General features: G+C 37.8%; 23 protein-coding genes. 13 read left to right on the top strand and 10 right to left on the bottom strand.

From position 1 onward, the window contains the following. Positions 1-66: 66 nt before the first annotated feature. Positions 67-1173: a hypothetical protein gene (locus ABTV71_RS17530; protein ID WP_433900479.1), complete on the bottom strand. Its 1107-nt coding sequence runs from the start codon at positions 1171-1173 to the stop codon at positions 67-69. A gap of 220 nt (positions 1174-1393) precedes the next feature. Here ABTV71_RS17530 and ABTV71_RS17535 point away from each other — a divergent pair, with 220 nt between their 5' ends. Continuing rightward, on the top strand, positions 1394-1576 hold the full coding sequence (locus ABTV71_RS17535; RefSeq protein ID WP_077432832.1) for a hypothetical protein: 183 nt from the start codon (positions 1394-1396) through the stop codon (positions 1574-1576). A gap of 132 nt (positions 1577-1708) precedes the next feature. Here the strand turns inward: ABTV71_RS17535 and ABTV71_RS17540 are convergent, their stop codons facing one another. Then, positions 1709-2143, bottom strand: a complete 435-nt coding sequence (locus ABTV71_RS17540) for a hypothetical protein (RefSeq protein ID WP_433900480.1) — start codon at positions 2141-2143, stop codon at positions 1709-1711. Between the two features lie 570 nt (positions 2144-2713). On the opposite strand from ABTV71_RS17540, the gene ABTV71_RS17545 reads away from it, so the two are divergent. Next, the gene (locus ABTV71_RS17545) at positions 2714-3175 is read left to right on the top strand and encodes a hypothetical protein (RefSeq protein WP_433900481.1); all 462 of its coding nucleotides are present in this window, start codon (positions 2714-2716) and stop codon (positions 3173-3175) included. 114 nt (positions 3176-3289) lie between these two features. Here ABTV71_RS17545 and ABTV71_RS17550 read toward each other — a convergent pair whose 3' ends face one another. The 4 genes from ABTV71_RS17550 to ABTV71_RS17565 all read right to left on the bottom strand — a co-directional run bounded on the left by ABTV71_RS17550 (position 3290) and on the right by ABTV71_RS17565 (position 6362). Next, a complete protein-coding gene (locus tag ABTV71_RS17550; protein WP_433900482.1) occupies positions 3290-3991 on the bottom strand; it encodes an HAD family hydrolase in 702 nt (233 codons plus the stop codon). Between the two features lie 19 nt (positions 3992-4010). Continuing rightward, positions 4011-4523, bottom strand: a complete 513-nt coding sequence (locus ABTV71_RS17555; RefSeq protein WP_433900483.1) for an N-acetyltransferase — start codon at positions 4521-4523, stop codon at positions 4011-4013. Between the two features lie 30 nt (positions 4524-4553). Next, positions 4554-4874 (bottom strand): DMT family transporter, encoded by a 321-nt coding sequence (locus ABTV71_RS17560; RefSeq protein ID WP_433900484.1) that lies wholly within the window; start codon positions 4872-4874, stop codon positions 4554-4556. An 81-nt stretch (positions 4875-4955) separates the two neighbouring features. After that, complete coding sequence (locus ABTV71_RS17565; protein WP_433900485.1) at positions 4956-6362, bottom strand: PLP-dependent aminotransferase family protein; 1407 nt, start codon at positions 6360-6362, stop codon at positions 4956-4958. A gap of 150 nt (positions 6363-6512) precedes the next feature. On the opposite strand from ABTV71_RS17565, the gene ABTV71_RS17570 reads away from it, so the two are divergent. From ABTV71_RS17570 to ABTV71_RS17615, 10 genes are all read left to right on the top strand, one after another. Next, positions 6513-7235 carry an SDR family NAD(P)-dependent oxidoreductase gene (locus ABTV71_RS17570; RefSeq protein ID WP_433900486.1) on the top strand — a complete coding sequence of 241 codons (723 nt, stop codon included), beginning with the start codon at positions 6513-6515 and terminating at the stop codon, positions 7233-7235. A 102-nt stretch (positions 7236-7337) separates the two neighbouring features. Next, the gene (locus ABTV71_RS17575; RefSeq protein WP_433900487.1) at positions 7338-8543 is read left to right on the top strand and encodes an MFS transporter; all 1206 of its coding nucleotides are present in this window, start codon (positions 7338-7340) and stop codon (positions 8541-8543) included. Positions 8544-8812: 269 nt separating this feature from the next. After that, entirely contained in the window at positions 8813-9409 is a 597-nt protein-coding gene (locus tag ABTV71_RS17580) for a TetR/AcrR family transcriptional regulator (protein ID WP_433900488.1), read from the top strand. Positions 9410-9479: 70 nt separating this feature from the next. After that, entirely contained in the window at positions 9480-9839 is a 360-nt protein-coding gene (locus tag ABTV71_RS17585) for an FAD-dependent oxidoreductase (RefSeq protein WP_433900489.1), read from the top strand. A 2-nt stretch (positions 9840-9841) separates the two neighbouring features. Continuing rightward, on the top strand, positions 9842-10663 hold the full coding sequence (locus ABTV71_RS17590) for a class I SAM-dependent methyltransferase (RefSeq protein WP_433900490.1): 822 nt from the start codon (positions 9842-9844) through the stop codon (positions 10661-10663). 47 nt (positions 10664-10710) lie between these two features. After that, positions 10711-11343 (top strand): hypothetical protein, encoded by a 633-nt coding sequence (locus tag ABTV71_RS17595; protein WP_433900491.1) that lies wholly within the window; start codon positions 10711-10713, stop codon positions 11341-11343. 10 nt (positions 11344-11353) lie between these two features. After that, positions 11354-11893 carry a DinB family protein gene (locus ABTV71_RS17600; RefSeq protein ID WP_433900492.1) on the top strand — a complete coding sequence of 180 codons (540 nt, stop codon included), beginning with the start codon at positions 11354-11356 and terminating at the stop codon, positions 11891-11893. 60 nt (positions 11894-11953) lie between these two features. Beyond that, positions 11954-12427 carry a PaaI family thioesterase gene (locus ABTV71_RS17605; protein WP_433900493.1) on the top strand — a complete coding sequence of 158 codons (474 nt, stop codon included), beginning with the start codon at positions 11954-11956 and terminating at the stop codon, positions 12425-12427. Between the two features lie 35 nt (positions 12428-12462). Further along, on the top strand, positions 12463-13311 hold the full coding sequence (locus tag ABTV71_RS17610; RefSeq protein WP_433900494.1) for an alpha/beta fold hydrolase: 849 nt from the start codon (positions 12463-12465) through the stop codon (positions 13309-13311). A gap of 18 nt (positions 13312-13329) precedes the next feature. Next, on the top strand, positions 13330-14229 hold the full coding sequence (locus ABTV71_RS17615) for an MBL fold metallo-hydrolase (RefSeq protein ID WP_433900495.1): 900 nt from the start codon (positions 13330-13332) through the stop codon (positions 14227-14229). A 10-nt stretch (positions 14230-14239) separates the two neighbouring features. Here ABTV71_RS17615 and ABTV71_RS17620 read toward each other — a convergent pair whose 3' ends face one another. From ABTV71_RS17620 to ABTV71_RS17635, 4 genes are read right to left on the bottom strand one after another with little or no spacing between them, the layout of a single operon-like run. Continuing rightward, on the bottom strand, positions 14240-15136 hold the full coding sequence (locus tag ABTV71_RS17620; RefSeq protein WP_433900496.1) for an alpha/beta fold hydrolase: 897 nt from the start codon (positions 15134-15136) through the stop codon (positions 14240-14242). 3 nt (positions 15137-15139) lie between these two features. Next, positions 15140-15562, bottom strand: coding sequence for a hypothetical protein (locus ABTV71_RS17625; protein WP_433900497.1), 423 nt, complete (start codon positions 15560-15562; stop codon positions 15140-15142). A 1-nt stretch (position 15563) separates the two neighbouring features. After that, a complete protein-coding gene (locus ABTV71_RS17630) occupies positions 15564-15908 on the bottom strand; it encodes a GIY-YIG nuclease family protein (RefSeq protein WP_433900498.1) in 345 nt (114 codons plus the stop codon). Between the two features lie 11 nt (positions 15909-15919). Further along, positions 15920-16336, bottom strand: a complete 417-nt coding sequence (locus ABTV71_RS17635) for a MarR family winged helix-turn-helix transcriptional regulator (RefSeq protein ID WP_433900499.1) — start codon at positions 16334-16336, stop codon at positions 15920-15922. A 449-nt stretch (positions 16337-16785) separates the two neighbouring features. Here ABTV71_RS17635 and ABTV71_RS17640 point away from each other — a divergent pair, with 449 nt between their 5' ends. After that, positions 16786-17694, top strand: a complete 909-nt coding sequence (locus tag ABTV71_RS17640) for a hypothetical protein (RefSeq protein ID WP_433900500.1) — start codon at positions 16786-16788, stop codon at positions 17692-17694. Positions 17695-17698: the final 4 nt, after the last annotated feature.

The following is a 17698-nucleotide window of genomic DNA, read 5'->3' on the forward strand; positions in this document are numbered from 1 at the left end:
TAGATGACAACCGAGGCCGAATATTAAAGCGGCCTCGGCCATTGATAACTTCCATTTTTCATTAAACTATTGCAAATTCTGCGGGGTAAGTCTATTAGGAATGAGATTTCCATCTATCGGTAAATTAAGAATTTTGCTTTGCAGAAATTGAATTAGAGTGCCTACCTTTTGCCATTCAGTATATTTTAAATTATATGCTTTATTCGGAATTGAGACAAATTTAGAATTTTCAGATTTAAATGCATAAGCTGCACTTGCCGTAAAAACAGAAGCAATTGCTGCATTTCCATCTGTATTAATCTTAGTACCATTTGTGACAGAAAAAATACCGCTTTCAATAACATCAAATTCCCTTAGAAGCCATACACCTAATGAACTATCGTTGATCTTTAATTTATTTATCAAAGACTGTTTACTAGGTGCGTCCATAGCAATTATAAAATCCGAAAAACTAGTATTATTAAAGAATGGATAATACAAAATTTCCCATTTAACCTGATTTAAGTCGCTATTAGACATCATTGCCTCAACACTTCCGTAAATCGGAACAGAAATTTTCAACTGCGACATTACCGATTTTTCGATCACACTGGTTTCCTCAAGTTTCGAAGTCTTATCATATGGTATCTCAACGTCTTTTAAATGAATTATATCTGATATTATAAGTTTTTCACCTTCTTTTTTCCCGACTACCAAACTTCCTAACTGACGTTTTACATCAACAATTCTTGATAACTGAGTGGCAGAATCAAATTTCAATTCTGTGCCAAGTGTAATTAATCGATTTTTATTATCATTTACATCATGAAGGGTCAGGCCATTTAGAGTAACAGCTTGGTTAAAGTCCGAACTATTTTTGGGTACTGCAATAGGATCTAAAGAAAATCTGCTACTGGACTCTGCAGGACTATACTTTATTTTTATATTTCCCTCCTTGTAACCTTTAGCAACATAAAGTTTTTGTGTTGGAGTTAACGCTTCTTTTGCGCCAGTACTTTTATTGACTAAAAATGATTCATTTGCTTTTAGTATACCATTTTTGTCATAAGATTCTACAAATACTAACACATCAGTTTTAATGTAATTAAGGATAGTGAGAGTCGCTTTTACCTGCGCAAAAAGGTTTGTTGAGGTTAAGCAAACGATGATGAAGAAAATTCCAATTCTTTTCATGTCTTTTAGGTTTAATTGTAATTAATATTGGCTCTTGACTAATACAAATATATTACAATCAACCATATATGCAATAAGATAATATGCATATTTTATTATTGTACCTTTTCGTCTACTGCAGGGCGTATTATTTTAGATCGAATTGCTGAATTAGGTGATAGATTGGGAAAACTCGTTTCAAATAGCGAAATTTGGTCAACACTAAAATCGAAGTATAACAATGAACAATAAGGTAAATATTGAAAATATCAACCTTGCTGAACGAATTCGTTTAGGAGTACAGAAAGCTTTACGAAAATTGGCAGAAGAAAGTGCAGCAAAGGGTGAAAGTTTGGTTGTAAAAGTTGACGGAAAAATAAAAGAAGTCCCTGCGGAGGAGCTGCTCATGAATTTACCCAAATAGGTCGTTCATATACATGCTTATCACTAGCCTTTTTGCTTATCTATTATTTCGGTTTAAATAATAGCGAAACAGTAATAATTCCCAAAAGCATAGATTTCATTGCACAAGCACGTCAGCCAGTTTTGTTTTACCTTATTCAAATCTCCTGGTTTTGAATAGATTAAATTCATCGGGTATTTCATTCGAAATAATTGAATATAAATCCGAAAAATGGGATGAATATCTCTGAACATCATAATAAAGTGAATCATTTAAATAAATTTGGGTCCGAGTGTAACTCCTTGCATGGTCAAATTGCTGTTCTTTAAGTTCACCTAGTTTTTTGAAAAAGCGTCTACTATTTTTAATATAAAATTCTAGGCTATCTGTTGTAGATTCTGCTACAAAATGGTCTTCGTCCATGGAATTTCCTCTCCCTGCTCTAGCGTTAGCATTCCCAGATTCGTCAAACGACAATCTGATATATCCAAAACCTATGCGGTAAATAATATGTACCTCTTTTTTATCCTCATTTGCACAAGAAAAAAAGACCAAAAAAAACAACGGTATTAAAAACAGCCTTTTCATCTTGAAAGTTGATTTTTCATTAGTTATTCACCAATTTAAAATTAATAATTCAGGTCCAAATTTTCTAATTTTTAAATAGCTCTGAGGTCAGTCGGCCTCATTTCTTCGCTCGCGGCTGGACTTGCTAACTTAATCGGCATATCAAGTTGAGAACAATAATATAACGACATTCATAGAATGACAGATAGATAATCAGTTTAAACCATCAACACATCTGGATTGATGAAGTCTAATTTCTAAATCCGGATAACGACGTTTCATCTATTGTAAACGAGTATATCGCTTACGCAAAAACAATCGAATAATAGCAGCTATCTGCTTATATAAAATCCCTAAAACAAAAAGAGCTTCCCTCTATCCGGCAAAGGGAAGCAATTTGGCTAATGAACTGATTAACTTAGCCGCAAACTATATATAGTTTGTCTTTACATAAAGAAAAGCATGTATCTGAAATAGCTATTGTTCATTTCATAGGCCACAGCTCAGCCATCCAATTGCATAAAAAAAGGAAAATGTTAAATCGAAAATTTATCTTGACAAAATTACTAATATTATTAGTAATTTTGTTTTATGAAACCACTTGAAGTTCACTGTAGAAATCGTGTCCTATATGTTCGTATGACCATAGATGATAAGAGTATGGGCATGCGGGATTACTATTTGTATGACAAAAACGGAAAGTCATTCTACATATTCAGGCGATCACAGGGTGAGTGGGAATTAGCATACGGTGTACTGGCATACGATATTCGGGAGGCTTGTATCGACGCTCTTATTCGTCGGTTTGACCACGATTCGCCAGAGCTATTCTACAGCAATGGCAAACGCAATGTTGTCCGTATTAGCGTAAAGAAAGGTGGTATCTGGCATATTTATGTCAACAATGTTTATGTAGCATCTATTCAATATGACCTGTTTGCAAAGAAATTTGAATATCACCTGGATGATAATACACCACTGACGAAGGATCATATTGAAAAATATATCGGAATGATTGAGCGTGGCGAAATTCAGTGGAAGAAAGAACAATGAAAAGTATATTATTCCGCTACTTGGTATGTCCAAACTTACATAAAAACCGCTAATTACATAGATAGAGTTAACAAGGGTCAATTCTTTACGCGGTTGCTTCAAACAAGATAATTATTAACTTTGAACCACTATGCTGCAAGTAACCTGTGCGATTAATCTTCTATTTATAATCTCGATATATTCTGGACAAAAATCAAGTAGATTACTTATCCACCTATCGGCCTGATCAAAATTGCCATAAGTATCTGAGTATTTCCCCGAAACAGCGATCACTGCCATTCCCGCATTTATAGCGGCCATAACTCCTCCCTGGGAATCTTCAAACACTAGGCATTTGGAAGGGCTTACAGAAAGGGACGACGCGGACTTGAGGTATATCTGGGGATCAGGTTTTCCTATATCAACAGAATCTGCTGTGAGAATACTGCTAAAATAGCCCTCAATTCCTATTTTTTTGAGAATTCTGGACACCAAAATTCCCGGTGAATTTGTCGCAAGACCAATTTTGTATCCTTCCTGTTTAAAGTATTTCAGAGTCTGTTCAACCCCGGGCATTATTTCACCATATAGATCAACAAACTCTGCAACCCTCATGATAACATGGTGTTCGACATCAGCCAAACTTCTCTCCAGCCAGGGTTGTATGTCAAACCAGTATTGGGTAACTTCTCTGGTGGTCATTCGGCTTGTTATTGATGAATGCTCCTCAGTAACAATAATCCCAAGGGATCCAAAAACTTCCCGTTCTGCTGCCAGCCAGAATGGCTCCGAATCGATCAACACCCCATCCATATCAAAGATCACTGCTTCAATCATCTCACTTTTTTAATGTGATCTATTTTTTAAAGATCAGACAGCTTGACGGTAGACCGATATCGTCCAGTTCATACATTCCGGGTTCCTTTATAAAGCCTTTACTTTCAAAAAATTCGATGAACGGATTATCAATGTATTCGTTGATCCAGATCGCATCCACATACCTGCACAATGAAATGCACTTATCATATAAAGACTCTATGATCTGGGAATCTTTAAATTTTTCAAGGATTGAAAAATCACCTATACGTACCGCGCGCATTTTATCGATTGCCGGCGGAACTTTCCCCCTAGATGTAACACGCGCATAACCCACAGCCTGATTGTCGACATATACCATAATCCACTGGTTGGACATATTGTTCATCTCACTAACAAAATACTTCCGGTTATAATACTTCTCGATAAAATCGTTCAATTGCTGGGTTTCCAGTTTCGGACCAAATTTTTCGGATGCCAATTGAATGATCAGATTCAACAGAGTATCTGTAGACTCATCTGTTGCTAAAGCAAATTTTGAAATTATATTCATTTTTAAAAATTTAGACAAATTTATGGTCTGCTAATTAAGCTTTAAACCTATGATGGATGCGAACAGCAACAGCAGAAAAAATATCTTGCTTGCAGTAATAGGTTCTTTAAACACAAATACCCCAAGCAATACAGTACCTGCTGTTCCGATTCCTGTCCATACAGCATAAGCAGTGCTTAAAGGAAATATCTTTATTGCCTCAAACAAAAGCAATAAACTTAAGGACATACAGATTAGAAAGGCTCCTATCCACAAATAGAAATGGACACCGGCAACAAGACGGACTTTACCCAGACAGAAAGCAAAAAGAATCTCGAAGATTCCAGCCGTAATTAAAATTATCCATCTCATAGTCACAATATTTTTCACAAAAATACTGAAGCCAGCCAGTACTGGACAGTACAGTTCCCTCAAATAAAACCAGTACAGGATCTATCTTAAACGCTGACCGAGTAAGCGGATAGCCTCTATCCGTTTCGGGGAAAACGTATCGGCAAAAACAAGCCTGAAATATTGGTCAAAGGCTGAAGAAAACGAAAAGGTATACCCCGGTGTAAAACGAATACCGATCTTTTCACATTGCTCATAAAAAAATTTCATGTCTGTATTTTCGGGCATTCTAATCCAGAGATTATAGCCCCCTTGCGGTGCTGCCATACAAATATTTTCTGAAAAGTGGGTAGATAGCAGATTAATGGCAAAGTGGGCGTTTTTTGCCAATAGCATGCGAAATGATCGCACATGACGGTCGTAACTGCTGCCCTGAATCAGCCGGCTGACTGTTTCCTGATACAGGGGGGAAACGGAACTTCCAAGGGCAAACTTTATCTGTTCGGCACGCTCCATAAATTTTCCCGAACTCAGCCACCCAAGCCTGATCCCGGGCGCCAGTGTTTTCGCGTAGGATGAATAAGTCAACACTAATCCGCTATCATCAAAACTCTTGATCGTAGAGGGTCTCTGCCCCTGAAAATAAATATCTCCGTAGATATCATTCTCCACTACAGCTACATTGTGTTTCTGAGCAATATTGAGCAGCATCCTTTTCTGCTCCGTGCATAATAGTGTTCCGGTAGGATTATGAAAATTCGGCGTGACGACGACTGCTTTTATCCTATTTTTTTCACAGGCTTTCTTGAAAAAGTCTACATCAAAGCCAATAAACGGATCGACGGGAATCTCGACAACCCTAAGTTTCAGCACTCTGACAACTTCAAGTACGGAAAAAACGCAGGGACTTTCCAGAGCAATCACCTCCCCAGGTTCACATGTTGAGGCCAGTGCGATATACAGCGCCTGCAGCGCACCATCAGTGATAACCAGTTCTTCAGAGTTTAACCTGGTCTGATAAGATACTGCGCGTGCAACAATATTTTCCTTTAATGAACTCAGCCCACTGGCAGGATAATAACGTAATAAACCTGCCCCATGCTCCCTGATTACCTGCTGCATGGTCCGAAGCAATAACTTTTGCGGAATGATAAGATCTCCGGGAGCAGCTACGTTAAATTCAGAAATTTTCCGCCCTGCCCGCAGCGAAGTGGTAAGTGCCAGATGATTGCTGAATATCGCATCTCTGGGTACGGGATTATGGCCGGTTTTAACAGGTTTACTCCCAGACTGTTTATTGCCGCTGACATAATAGCCGGATTTTGGAATACTTTCCACAGATCCACTAAGTATCAAATGTTCATAGCCCATTTGCACAGTACTGGAGCTGAGCTGATATTTTTCCTTGATTTCCCTGACTGAGGGTAGCTTGTGACCCGGCTTGAAAATACCTTCGCGAATATTCTTTTCAATCTCATTGGTGAACAACTCAAACTTATAGGCTTTCATCTGTATTGATTATTTTAATTTAAACTGTACCTGTACTGCAAATGTAACTTTTTTAATTTTGATGCACAGATTTAATGTGGCTATCAGGATGATAGCACATTGACAGAAAGATCAAAAAATCAACTCTATTTAACATTTTATACAATCATTATGAAGACAGTACTTATCAGTGGCGCGAACAGGGGAATCGGACTGGAAACAGCAAAACAGTTTTCCAGACGTGGCTATACAGTTTTCCTGGGGATCCGCAATTATGACAATGGTCTAAAAGCCGCCGAAGATTTACGAAATGCTGGTTATGAAAACATTATACCGGTTTCACTTGATATAAGGGACCCGCAGAGTTTAAACGATGCTTACCGGAACATTCTGCAGTACAGTCCATCTTTAGATGCGCTGATAAACAATGCCGGTATACGTGGTCAACAGCCACAACCGCCCGCTACAGTAGATATCGATATCATAAAGGATATTTTTGATACCAATCTTTTTGGTGCCATTCGTCTGACGCAGGCAATGATGCCGCTACTTGAAAAGTCAAAAAATCCACGGATCGTAAATGTATCCAGCGAACTGGCCTCCCTCACCTTACACGATAATCAGGATTGGGAATTCTATGAATTTAAGGATGCCGGTTATGGTCCTTCAAAAACAGCACTGAATGCCTACACGGTCATGCTTGCCTACCAATTGAGGGACTCTCTCTTCAAGGTTAACGCCGTTGATCCCGGATACACAGCCACTGAATTCAATGGGTACAAAGGTGCCGGAGATGTGTCGGATGCAGCACAGCTTATCTTAAAATATGCCACGCTCGATAAATCCGGTCCTACAGGACAGTTTGTAAGCAACCATGGACAGCTACCGTGGTAGATTGACACTTAATGCTCTTTAGAAAGATTAAACAGGTGAAAAGCTGTTCCAAATTGCCTAAATAAATTATACACACTTTTTCCCGCTCAAACAAACAACACAATGAACACATGTCATAATATCAGCAAAAATGCTACATCAACATCCTTAGAGATCCCTTCCTTTACATTAGTAGCGATACTTTCTTTGGGCACATTCATTATTTTCTTTCAAGGATTCATGGTGGCTCCGATACTTCCCCATCTTTCAGGACTCTTTCGGGTATCGGTGCGGCACGTCAGTTTTATCGAACCTGCATACCTGCTGAGCTATGGGATTTCAACCCTGATCTACGCACCTCTTTCAGATCGATATGGGCGCTTTAAGGTCATAATTTTTTCATTGTCGGGGTTTATATTAATTACTGCCTCTACGGGTCTGGCAGAAAGTATTGATCAGCTGATCTTTCTAAGGCTGCTCACAGGGCTGATGGCCGGAGGGGTGGCACCAACGACAATTGGTTGGATCGGAGACTGCTTTCCGTACGAGAAAAGGGGACATGCCTTAGGTTTGTTTTTTGGATTCATGGCGGCAGGAACAGCATTTGGATCTAGCACAGGTGCGTTGCTGACTGCCTTTGTCGGATGGCGGGCACTTTTTTGGATAGTTGCCGGAATGGGACTGCTGATCCTTATCGTACTGCTTTTCAACCGAAGAAGTTTCCTTCAGAAAAAACAAACCGCAGCAAAGCTCAAAAATATGATTACCGAGTACTACAACATCCTAAAGTTGCCCAGAGGACAACGGACATACAGTTTTGTATTGCTCAATTCTATGTTTCATAGTGGAATATTTGCATGGACCGGATATTACTTTTTCAGCAATTACCACCTGGACGAAAAAAGCGTCGGATTAGCATTATTGGGATATGGGATTCCTGGTCTGCTCTTGGGACCAATGATAGGAAAGATGGCAGACAGGTACGGCAGAAATAAAATCATTCCTACAGGAATAACAATTGGAGCACTTTCCACCCTTTTACTGGCCATGCACTTACCATTGCCTCTCTCCTGTCTTTTAGTCGCTACCCTGTCGCTAGCCTTTGACATGACCCATCCCCTTTTCGCTGCAATAATCACGACCTTATCTGAGCGAAAGGGCGTTGCTATTGGTCTTTTTGCATTTGTGATGTTCATGGGTTACGGATTGGGGAGCCTGATCTTAAGCCTCATCATAAATATCGGCATCAATGAAAGCTTCCAGGTCTTTGGCTTATGTGCTGTTTTGGGGGCTGTGATATCTATCTTTGCCTTCAAAAATGAAAAATAACTCATCATGCACAAGCTACCTGGTCACAATTTACAAGAAACCCACATGTAACTATGTGGCTTCTTTTACTTACAGTCTCCTGTACAGCGCATTGCGAAAAGCAGCCTGCTATCATTTTAGATAAGACAGAACTGTGAAAAATGATATAAGAAATGGTATGCTTGAAAATTGTAAACTTTAGCTAATAGGCACATTAATTATTTTTTCAAAAAAAAGACCGATCGTTTTATTTTTTTTATATTTTTATGCCGTATTAAAATTCATGCTTGATGAAAACGATTAAATCTGAAAATACCAAACGTTTAATTATCGAAAAAACAGCATCGGTTTTTAATGTGAATGGCTATGCTGGCACATCCATAAATGATGTCATGAGCGCTACCGGCCTTTCCAAAGGTTGCATCTATGGCAATTTTGAGAATAAGGATGAGATTGCATTAAGTGTATTTGATTACAATTTTGGTAAGGTAACCCAGCATATGAAAGATCGTATTTTAGCAACTGAAGATTCTATCGAAAGATTGCTGGTTTATCCCCATACCTATAAAAACTATTTCAGGTATCCCTATTTACAGGCGGGCTGCCCTATTTTAAATACTGCTACTGAGGCTGATGATACACATCCGGCACTCCGGAAACGTGTACAAAAAGCCCTTGATTTTTGGAAGACTTCCATAGAAAATCAAATCAAACGCGGTATCGATAGAAACGAAATAAAAGCAGATACCGATCCGGCCGAAATTGCAATAGTGATGATTTCAATGATCGAAGGTGCGTTTATGCAGGCAAAGGTCAACAATCATATGACAGAGCTGAATATAGCGATGTCTTTTTTAGAAAAACTGATCAGGAATTTGAAAGCATAATTTTTTTTGACCACAAAAAGACCAATCGGTTTATTTTTTTTTAGACAATTAAAAATATATAAACAATAAAATGGAAACATTTGATATTACCGTAATAGGCTCAGGTCCCGGCGGATATGTGGCAGCCATCAGAAGCGCTCAATTAGGTTATAAAACAGCCATCATTGAAAAGTATAATACGCTGGGTGGCACTTGTACCAACGTAGGTTGCATTCCTACAAAAGCATTGCTGGACAGCACGCATCATTATGCAGATGCGCTCAGCAGTTTCCGGGCACATGGCATTGAATATTCGGATCTCCGGCTCAATGTTGAACAGCTTTTTAAACGAAAAAGCGAGGTAGTGACCAAAAACACACAAGGTCTGAAAACTTGGCGTACTCAGCTACGAGGAATGGCAAAAAAACAATTCACCTCATTAGAAAAATAGATATGAATACAGAAGATAATTATTTGGAAATAAACAGGGAATCTTGGAATACCAGAACAGAAACTCATATCAATTCTGAGTTTTATAACCTAGATGCCTTTTTGAAGGGGAAAAATTCATTAAAAGATATAGAGCTTGCTTTACTTGGAGATTTGACAGGCAAATCAATATTACATTTGCAGTGCCATTTCGGACAGGATAGCATCTCTTTAAGTCGCTTGGGAGCGGACGTAGTCGGCGTTGACCTTTCGGATGTAGCGATAGATTGTGCACGGGAACTGGCAGAACAGAGTAATTTTTCAACAACTTTTATCTGCAGCGATGTTTATGATCTGCCTAATCATCTGGATCGTGAGTTTGATATTGTCTTTACCAGTTATGGAACTATCGGCTGGCTTCCGGATGTGGATCGGTGGGCAAAGATCATTTCGAAATTCCTGAAACCCTGCGGCACATTTGTTTTTGTAGAATTTCATCCGGTTGTTTGGATGTTTGATTCGGCGTTTAAAAAGATTGAATACAGGTATTTTAATTCCGGAGCCATTATGGAAACTGAAAAAGGAACTTATGCAGATAGAGAAGCAGAATTTGAAGTCAAATCAATTGGCTGGAACCACGGCTTAGCCGAAGTAATAAGTAGTCTGATGCAAAATGGTTTAGAAATAAATTCCATTGAAGAATTTGATTATTCGCCATACAATAATTTCAATAATTCAGCGGAATTTGAACCCGGTAAGTTCAGAATTGCTCATCTGGGAGACAAAATCCCTATGGTGTATGCATTGACAGCCTCAAAAAAGTATCTTGTAGATACGGAACAATAAAATTTTATATTGCTCTAAAATTAAAATACGCTGTTTATTCAAATTATATGTTTTTTAGATTAATAATTCTTTATCTGTCTTTTCTTCCGTTTGCTGTTAATGCTCAAAATAGGTATGTATTTTTTTTGCATAATAAATTTTTGGAAGGACATCTGTTAAATGAATCCCATCCTAAATACGGACCAGCAGCATATACAGCTATTTTAGAAAAACTTCAATCTACAAATTCTGTCATACTATCTGAAAAAAGAAAGCCCGGTACTGATCCCAAGATGTATGCAAAAAAGGTGATCCTTACAATTGACAGCTTACATAGCTATGGAATTCCTTATAACCATATCTCAATTGTTGGGACGTCCCAAGGAGGTTATATAGCTCAATACATCTCCTATTATGCTAGAAATCCAGATTTGAAATTTGTTTTTATTGGCTCAAGCTTTAAAAACGATTCGATGAACGAAGATCGAAAGTTCCGGCTGTACGGGAAGATTTTATCGATTAATGAAAAAACCGACGTCGGCGTTGAGTTATTATCAAGGCAACTTAGGTTTAAAAATTCTGATTTAAAATCTTTTAAAGAGATTACCCTCAACACAGGTCTGGAACACGGTTTTCTGTTCAGGGCATTAGACGAGTGGATAATACCTGCCAAAGCATGGATCAATAGTAATAACCTATAAATTGATATTAATGAAAAAAGTAAAGTCACAATCATTTGTCAGATGGTTCGATCGACAATTTGATTCAAACACAGGTTCGAAATATTTTGACGAATTTCTAAAACGACTTGAAAATTTTCCGGCTGTTCTAAATGAGCTCCTGAAAAGTTGTCCTATAGAGGTTTCAACCCGCAAAATAGGAGATAAATGGTCTGTCAATGAGAATATAGGACATTTAATCCTTTTAGAAGATCTATGGCGAATCCGTTTTAGAGATATAAAGGAAGGAAAACCGGATATATCCCCTGCCGATTTAAACAATACAGCAACCGACGAGTCTTCTTTCAACAATATGTTGGTTGAAAAGCTTATTAAGAGCCTAGTCAGCGAAAGAAACAAAACAATTGCAATGCTTCAAAAATTAAGTGAAGAAGATTTATTGAAGGCAAGTATGCATCCGAGGTTACAACAGCCAATGAATATCATTGACCTGATGCATTTTGTTGCAGAGCATGATTTGCATCATTTGCACGCCATACAGTCTATAATAGGCAGCATGGAAACCATATAATTTTTTTTATCAATAAAAAGACCGATTGATTTATTTTATATAAATATAACAACTCCGTATATGACAAAACTATCAATACTAGATTTCCTAAATAAATTGATAAAAAATGAAACTACCGACGACATGCATACACATATGCATTACCCGACACCAATATCAAAAACATTGGGCATGAACGTCATGGAAGTCGGTTTAGGTACAGCTACTGTACAGATCAATACAACAAAAAAACTGCACAGTAACCAACAGGGAACTATTCACGGAGGTCTGCTTTGTGAACTGGCAGACGCAGCCATCGGAACCGCGCATTCGACCTTTATTCAGGAAGGTGAAACTTTTACATCCGTAGAATTGAAAATCAATTTTTACCGACCCGTTTTCGAGGATATACTCACTGCCAAAGCATCATCCCTACATAGTGGAAAAAACTTAAGTCATTATCAATGCGATATTTTTCGCAGTGATGGTAAAAAAGCCGCTATGATAACAAGTACGGTCATGACTTTAAGAGGTGTTAAAGCGACAGGACGTTAATCCAATTCTCAATTACAACTTTATACAAACCATTCATGAATAAATCAATCTTTAAAAGCCCTGAAGGAAAAAACAAAATTATCCGTGCCTACGACAATGCAATAAAAAATGCTTCATTGAATTTGAAAACCGGCGTGCTGAAAACAACTTATGGGGACACCCATTTTTTGGAGGATGGAAGTCAACACCAAGAAATTGTCATCTTATTGCATGGCGCGTCTTCTAATGCAACGTCATGGTTAGCCGACATAGCCGAATATTCAAAACACTATAAAGTCATAGCAGTAGATATTATCGGAGAGGCAGGAAAGAGTGCAGAAACCAGACCTTCTTATCAAACAAAAGATTTCGCAGAATGGCTAAAAGAGGTTTTCGACAAGCTCAATATCAGGAAGGCAAATATAATCGGATTATCACAAGGAGGATGGTTGGCATTACGATTTGCAACAAGCTATCCTGAATTAGTCGACCGGCTGATTTTGCTGACACCTGCAGGAGTAGTTCCTAGCAAAACATCATTTATCATGAAAGCACTGCTCTATTCCCTTTTGGGAGCAACTGGACGTATCAAGATTAATAGATTGGTCTTGGGAAACCAGCGTGTGGATCAAAGAATTGTAGCATTTATGGATTTAATACAAACCAATTTTAATGCGAGGATAGAAAAAGAATATATTTTTACAGATGATGAGCTCAGCCGTTTGACAATGCCTGTGTTATTCATCGGCGGAGAACAGGATGTAATCCGCTCTACTCAGGAAATTGCCGCTAGATTGCAAAATATTGTCGACGACTTTACCATAATAACCATTCCGGAAATGGGACATGTTTTGGCTGGATTAGCACCACGAATATTTCCTTTTTTAAACAAGACCAAATGCTAATTAAATCGCAGTATTCTAATGAAAATGCAAACAAACTACAGTCACCTCAAGATTCCATTTGATAACCTGGAAATCTATATTCTTTCCGATGGATATTTTGATATAGGATCATATCAACCCATTATTGCAACGGATGCAGCACCTGCAGATCTTCAAAAAGAGCTAATCCGACTGCATTTACCTGCCGATATCTACGAAGCTCCTATTAATGTAATGCTTATCCGAAAGGATGAACAATTAATACTTGTAGATACAGGAGAAGGCTTTTATGATAAAAAAAATGCAGGAAAATTATTACACAGTCTGAAAAGTGCCGGATTCGGAGCCAGTGATATTTCCGATATATTGATAACCCATGCTCATCGTGATCATATTGGCGGCATCTTAACCGAAAATGGTAATCTGATATTTCCAAATGCAAGATTCTATATTTCACGGGCTGAACTGGAATTCTGGTTTGCACAGGAGCCGAATTTCCCCAACAGCCGGAGGCCTGAGTTTGGTCATGGTTCTGTTTCACTAGTTAAGCAGATATTAGGAGCCATTACCCACCGTTTAGAAATATTTGATGCAGGTGATGAATTATTCTCCTGTATTAAAACGCAGGCAGCTCCCGGACATACTCCCGGACACATCATATTTACGGTTTATTCGGGTAAGCTATCCATTACGCATCTGGTTGATCTCGTTCATAGTCCCGTGCTGATCTCTAATCCGGTTTGGGGTACACAATGGGATGTTGATTTTTCTTTGGGGATCAACACCCGAAAAAATATACTGGAACAATGTCATGAGCAAAAATTGCTAGTTTGCGCCTCCCATCTTCCTTGGCCAGGAATAGGTTTTATTGACAGATATCATGATCAATGGCAATGGACTCCAAAACCATATATCTCACCGTTGCTACTTACATTTTGATAATGATGTTTCATTCAGTTTTAGCAATAAAATCTGAAATGTCTTCTACCAGTGACGGATAAAGTGAATCTGGAATAGCGTGTCCCATTCCGTTTTTTATGATCAACTCACAGTAAGGAATAGTGTTTTTTAAATCAAACGCGTGTTCCATATTAAATAATGGATCTTCGTCTCCGTGAATCGTCAATGTGGGCACATGGAGACTACTAAGAACATATGAATTATACTGATAACTCAGCAGGGCGACGATCTGACGAAAAGGCCTAACTAATGGAGACTTTCGGTTTTCGTCCTCAATAATCAGCCCACGCTCCTTTTCTTCATTGAAATAATATTTATTTCCATAAATAGCTCTCATAAAGTCAACTTTTTCGTTTATATAAGTTTGCCTGTCATCCTGAAAATTTGCAGTGCTGTTTGTCATTTTACCTATTAATGCATCATTTGCCTTCGGTAGAATCGGATTAAAGCTTGAAGACATCAATAAAGTCAGTGTCTGAGTCATTGGCGGATACCGTGATGCAAATAACTGTGCAATGATGCCACCCATTGAACGTCCGACAACATGTACTCTTTCTATATCCAGCGATAGCAGCAGGTCTCTTATATCATCTGCCATATCCAATAAAGAATAAGGGGCAGGAAATTTTTCCGGATAATCTAGAAAATCGTTCAAGGAAGAACTATAGCTGTCATTCCTATCATATGTGGTAAATGTACTTTTTCCACAGTCTCTGTTGTCAAAGCAGATTACGCGAAATCCTTCTTCTGCAAGCATCTTAAGAAACGGTACTTCCCAACGGGTCATCTGGGTATTCAGCCCACTAACGAGTACAAGGGTCTCCTTATTTTCTAAGCCGAATATTTCATAATAGATGGTAGCATTTTTTAGCTCAATATATCCCATAAATTACAATGCAACTTCTAAAGGTAAAAGTCTGGAATCCAATATAGCAGCTGAGCGATGTCCAGTAATTTTCATGTAATCCGGGTTTTGCTCGAATGCAAAAAAATCTGATACGCTCTTTTGTCTAATCAGCATACAAATATCCCACTGCTCGTCCTGAGGACCTATCAAGAAGCGGTCTCCTTTTCCAATGAAAAGAATTTCTCCGCCCCCTTGCTCTACAAAAGGTTTGGCAAGATCTATATACAGCATAAAAGCTTCGTAGCCCGAAATTTCGGTGGAAGGTGTAATTTCAGGAAATTCAGAATAGTCGGCAATTTCCTTTAAATGTATCAGATTTAAATTTACGATTGAGCCTTGAATATTTTTTAACATAAGATCCCGGCCGGCTTCGTAGGTGGGATATAAATAGGTTTTGCTTTCCATATCAGTATATATTTTTTGTTTTACTTTGCTCCTCCTTCAGATCATTACAAGCCTTCAGCACCTTCTTCTTATAGTCTACGAATTTATCATCCTCCCATGGAAGAATGATTGCATTTTCAAAAACGAAGCTTTCCTCTCCTAGTCGAATCCAATCGTCCTGTAAGCTCCTGTTATCAAATTGTCCGTTGTTCAGTTCAAACCGGATTCTGTTGGAAAGTGCTCTTAAATTTATACTCTCTTTGATAAATATTTTATTTTCTGCATTATTGAGAATAGCCAATACACCCATTAACGGTTTCGTCTCTAAAAACTCAGCGTTTAATTTCTTTCTGTACTTTTGGTCCATATCATTTTAATTTAAAGATCACCCCCTAAGATTTTCAATTGTGCTGCAAAAACATTCAGGTTCTCCGCTACAATTCCGTCTAATAACTTTTTGGATATGTGTGCTGCCGTAGTGGTAGCTTCAGCAAAAATTTTTTCTCCGGCAGAAGTGAGTTTTACATAACTCACCCTGGCATCCCGATCGCTATTTTCTTTCTCTACAAGTCCTATTTTTTCCATTGGTAAAATAATCCGCGTAATGCCAGAGGCGGTTAAACCAGTATTCTCAGCAAGATCAATTCTTTTTAAACGATTACCAGGTGCATTACTTAAAATATACAGGATCATATAGTCAGTAAGGCTAATACCATGCAGACTTAAACCGTCAAACTTTTTTGTAATGACAGATTGAACTTTTAAGATATTCAGAATTGTACTTATTTCTTTCATTTTATATTTGCAATATACTTGAATAGTCAAGTATATTGCAAATATACACTTTTCTAGATATTTGCAAAATATGGAAATTTAATTCTCGTTTCTGAAGCAAGCGAAACTAACAGTTTAGTTAGGAAAATATTGAAAAAACAGATGATGAAACAAAACTTACTCTTAAGAGATAAGTGATGAAATTAGAAATGCAACATTTAGTTTAGAATATTGCATTTCCAAAAAAGAGGTATGCTCATCTTCCATTCTATCTATTGGAAGCAGAGCGAGACTTTCATTTTGATTTACCTATTTTCCCATCGAATCTTTTATTTACATCTATTCGGCCTCCTAGTATACAGGATTTAGTCTTTCTATTTTACATAAAAATTTAGCAGCATATTTTCCCTAAACGCAAATTAATTAAATATATTTAGTATATTAGGCTGCTGAACCAATTGATTTAAATAATGCGTTATTACCTTATTTTAATTTCCGCTCTACTGCTCACTGGTTGCAAGAAAGATATTGATCCTACCGAAGGTAAGGAAGTATTGAAAGCGGGGTTTGTATATGTAAACCCTGAAGGCAAACAGCTAAGAGACTCAATTATTATCGTTCCTCCCAAGCTGTCTGCGGTGCCTGTCGATAGAAGTTACATCCATTATGAAGGGGCAACTTTCAAAAGTAATATAAAAGTAAAAAAAAATAAAATAGAACAGAATTATCCAGGAACTCCTGTTGTAAAATGGGTATTATATGATTTGGATAATAAAAAGATTGTAGAAACGGAATCGACATCAGACATTATTCTCGATATTGCAAGCGTTGGTAGATACCGGCTAACGCAATATATTTTCAAAAATAAAGAAGAAAGTGAAACACTGGATATGGCAGTAGACTCTGCGTCCAAAATGGTAGAGGTCACAGCCTTTAAGTCGATTGACTCAATTGTGATTGATAAGCTCTCATCGCATAGTCCATATCTGACTTATTCTTTTAAAGAAGACGAAGCCTTTGATGCCGTTGTCTCGTTATACAACTCTTTGGAAGACGCTGAGAATAACAAAAAACCAATCGCAGAAACAGATGTATTTAAAGCGTTGAAATTGGGCGCATCCCAAATAGCATTCACCAATACCGATCCAATTTTTATCCCAACATTTGATTTTCCAGAAAAGGATGATTTTTACCTACAATTAATCTACATGCAGAATGGCAAAAAATTCAGGATACTCGATAATCACTTTGGCACAATTTTCAAATATTATAAAACAGGGTATTTGACCGACGATAAATCCACTCTTCAAGAAGAAAGAAAATTAAAATTTGGGGATATGACACTTACAATTAGCTCTTCATTTACGTTTCAACGATAGCCGA

This window comes from Sphingobacterium puteale (assembly GCF_050986225.1).
In the GTDB taxonomy this organism is placed as follows: Bacteria; Bacteroidota; Bacteroidia; order Sphingobacteriales; family Sphingobacteriaceae; genus Sphingobacterium; species Sphingobacterium puteale.

Bases quoted from the DNA above. Each gene is read 5' to 3' on its own strand.
- ABTV71_RS17570 (WP_433900486.1), top strand. From the start codon at position 6,513: ATGAAGACAGTACTTATCAGTGGCGCGAACAGGGGAATCGGACTGGAA.
- ABTV71_RS17585 (WP_433900489.1), top strand. From the start codon at position 9,480: ATGGAAACATTTGATATTACCGTAATAGGCTCAGGTCCCGGCGGATAT.
- ABTV71_RS17560 (WP_433900484.1), bottom strand. From the start codon at position 4,874: ATGAGATGGATAATTTTAATTACGGCTGGAATCTTCGAGATTCTTTTT.
- ABTV71_RS17600 (WP_433900492.1), top strand. From the start codon at position 11,354: ATGAAAAAAGTAAAGTCACAATCATTTGTCAGATGGTTCGATCGACAA.
- ABTV71_RS17605 (WP_433900493.1), top strand. From the start codon at position 11,954: ATGACAAAACTATCAATACTAGATTTCCTAAATAAATTGATAAAAAAT.
- ABTV71_RS17615 (WP_433900495.1), top strand. From the start codon at position 13,330: ATGAAAATGCAAACAAACTACAGTCACCTCAAGATTCCATTTGATAAC.
- ABTV71_RS17575 (WP_433900487.1), top strand. From the start codon at position 7,338: ATGAACACATGTCATAATATCAGCAAAAATGCTACATCAACATCCTTA.
- ABTV71_RS17610 (WP_433900494.1), top strand. From the start codon at position 12,463: ATGAATAAATCAATCTTTAAAAGCCCTGAAGGAAAAAACAAAATTATC.
- ABTV71_RS17550 (WP_433900482.1), bottom strand. From the start codon at position 3,991: ATGATTGAAGCAGTGATCTTTGATATGGATGGGGTGTTGATCGATTCG.
- ABTV71_RS17565 (WP_433900485.1), bottom strand. From the start codon at position 6,362: ATGAAAGCCTATAAGTTTGAGTTGTTCACCAATGAGATTGAAAAGAAT.
- ABTV71_RS17595 (WP_433900491.1), top strand. From the start codon at position 10,711: ATGTTTTTTAGATTAATAATTCTTTATCTGTCTTTTCTTCCGTTTGCT.
- ABTV71_RS17630 (WP_433900498.1), bottom strand. From the start codon at position 15,908: ATGGACCAAAAGTACAGAAAGAAATTAAACGCTGAGTTTTTAGAGACG.
- ABTV71_RS17535 (WP_077432832.1), top strand. From the start codon at position 1,394: ATGAACAATAAGGTAAATATTGAAAATATCAACCTTGCTGAACGAATT.
- ABTV71_RS17555 (WP_433900483.1), bottom strand. From the start codon at position 4,523: ATGAATATAATTTCAAAATTTGCTTTAGCAACAGATGAGTCTACAGAT.
- ABTV71_RS17620 (WP_433900496.1), bottom strand. From the start codon at position 15,136: ATGGGATATATTGAGCTAAAAAATGCTACCATCTATTATGAAATATTC.
- ABTV71_RS17640 (WP_433900500.1), top strand. From the start codon at position 16,786: ATGCGTTATTACCTTATTTTAATTTCCGCTCTACTGCTCACTGGTTGC.
- ABTV71_RS17635 (WP_433900499.1), bottom strand. From the start codon at position 16,336: ATGAAAGAAATAAGTACAATTCTGAATATCTTAAAAGTTCAATCTGTC.
- ABTV71_RS17625 (WP_433900497.1), bottom strand. From the start codon at position 15,562: ATGGAAAGCAAAACCTATTTATATCCCACCTACGAAGCCGGCCGGGAT.
- ABTV71_RS17545 (WP_433900481.1), top strand. From the start codon at position 2,714: ATGAAACCACTTGAAGTTCACTGTAGAAATCGTGTCCTATATGTTCGT.
- ABTV71_RS17580 (WP_433900488.1), top strand. From the start codon at position 8,813: ATGAAAACGATTAAATCTGAAAATACCAAACGTTTAATTATCGAAAAA.
- ABTV71_RS17590 (WP_433900490.1), top strand. From the start codon at position 9,842: ATGAATACAGAAGATAATTATTTGGAAATAAACAGGGAATCTTGGAAT.
- ABTV71_RS17530 (WP_433900479.1), bottom strand. From the start codon at position 1,173: ATGAAAAGAATTGGAATTTTCTTCATCATCGTTTGCTTAACCTCAACA.
- ABTV71_RS17540 (WP_433900480.1), bottom strand. From the start codon at position 2,143: ATGAAAAGGCTGTTTTTAATACCGTTGTTTTTTTTGGTCTTTTTTTCT.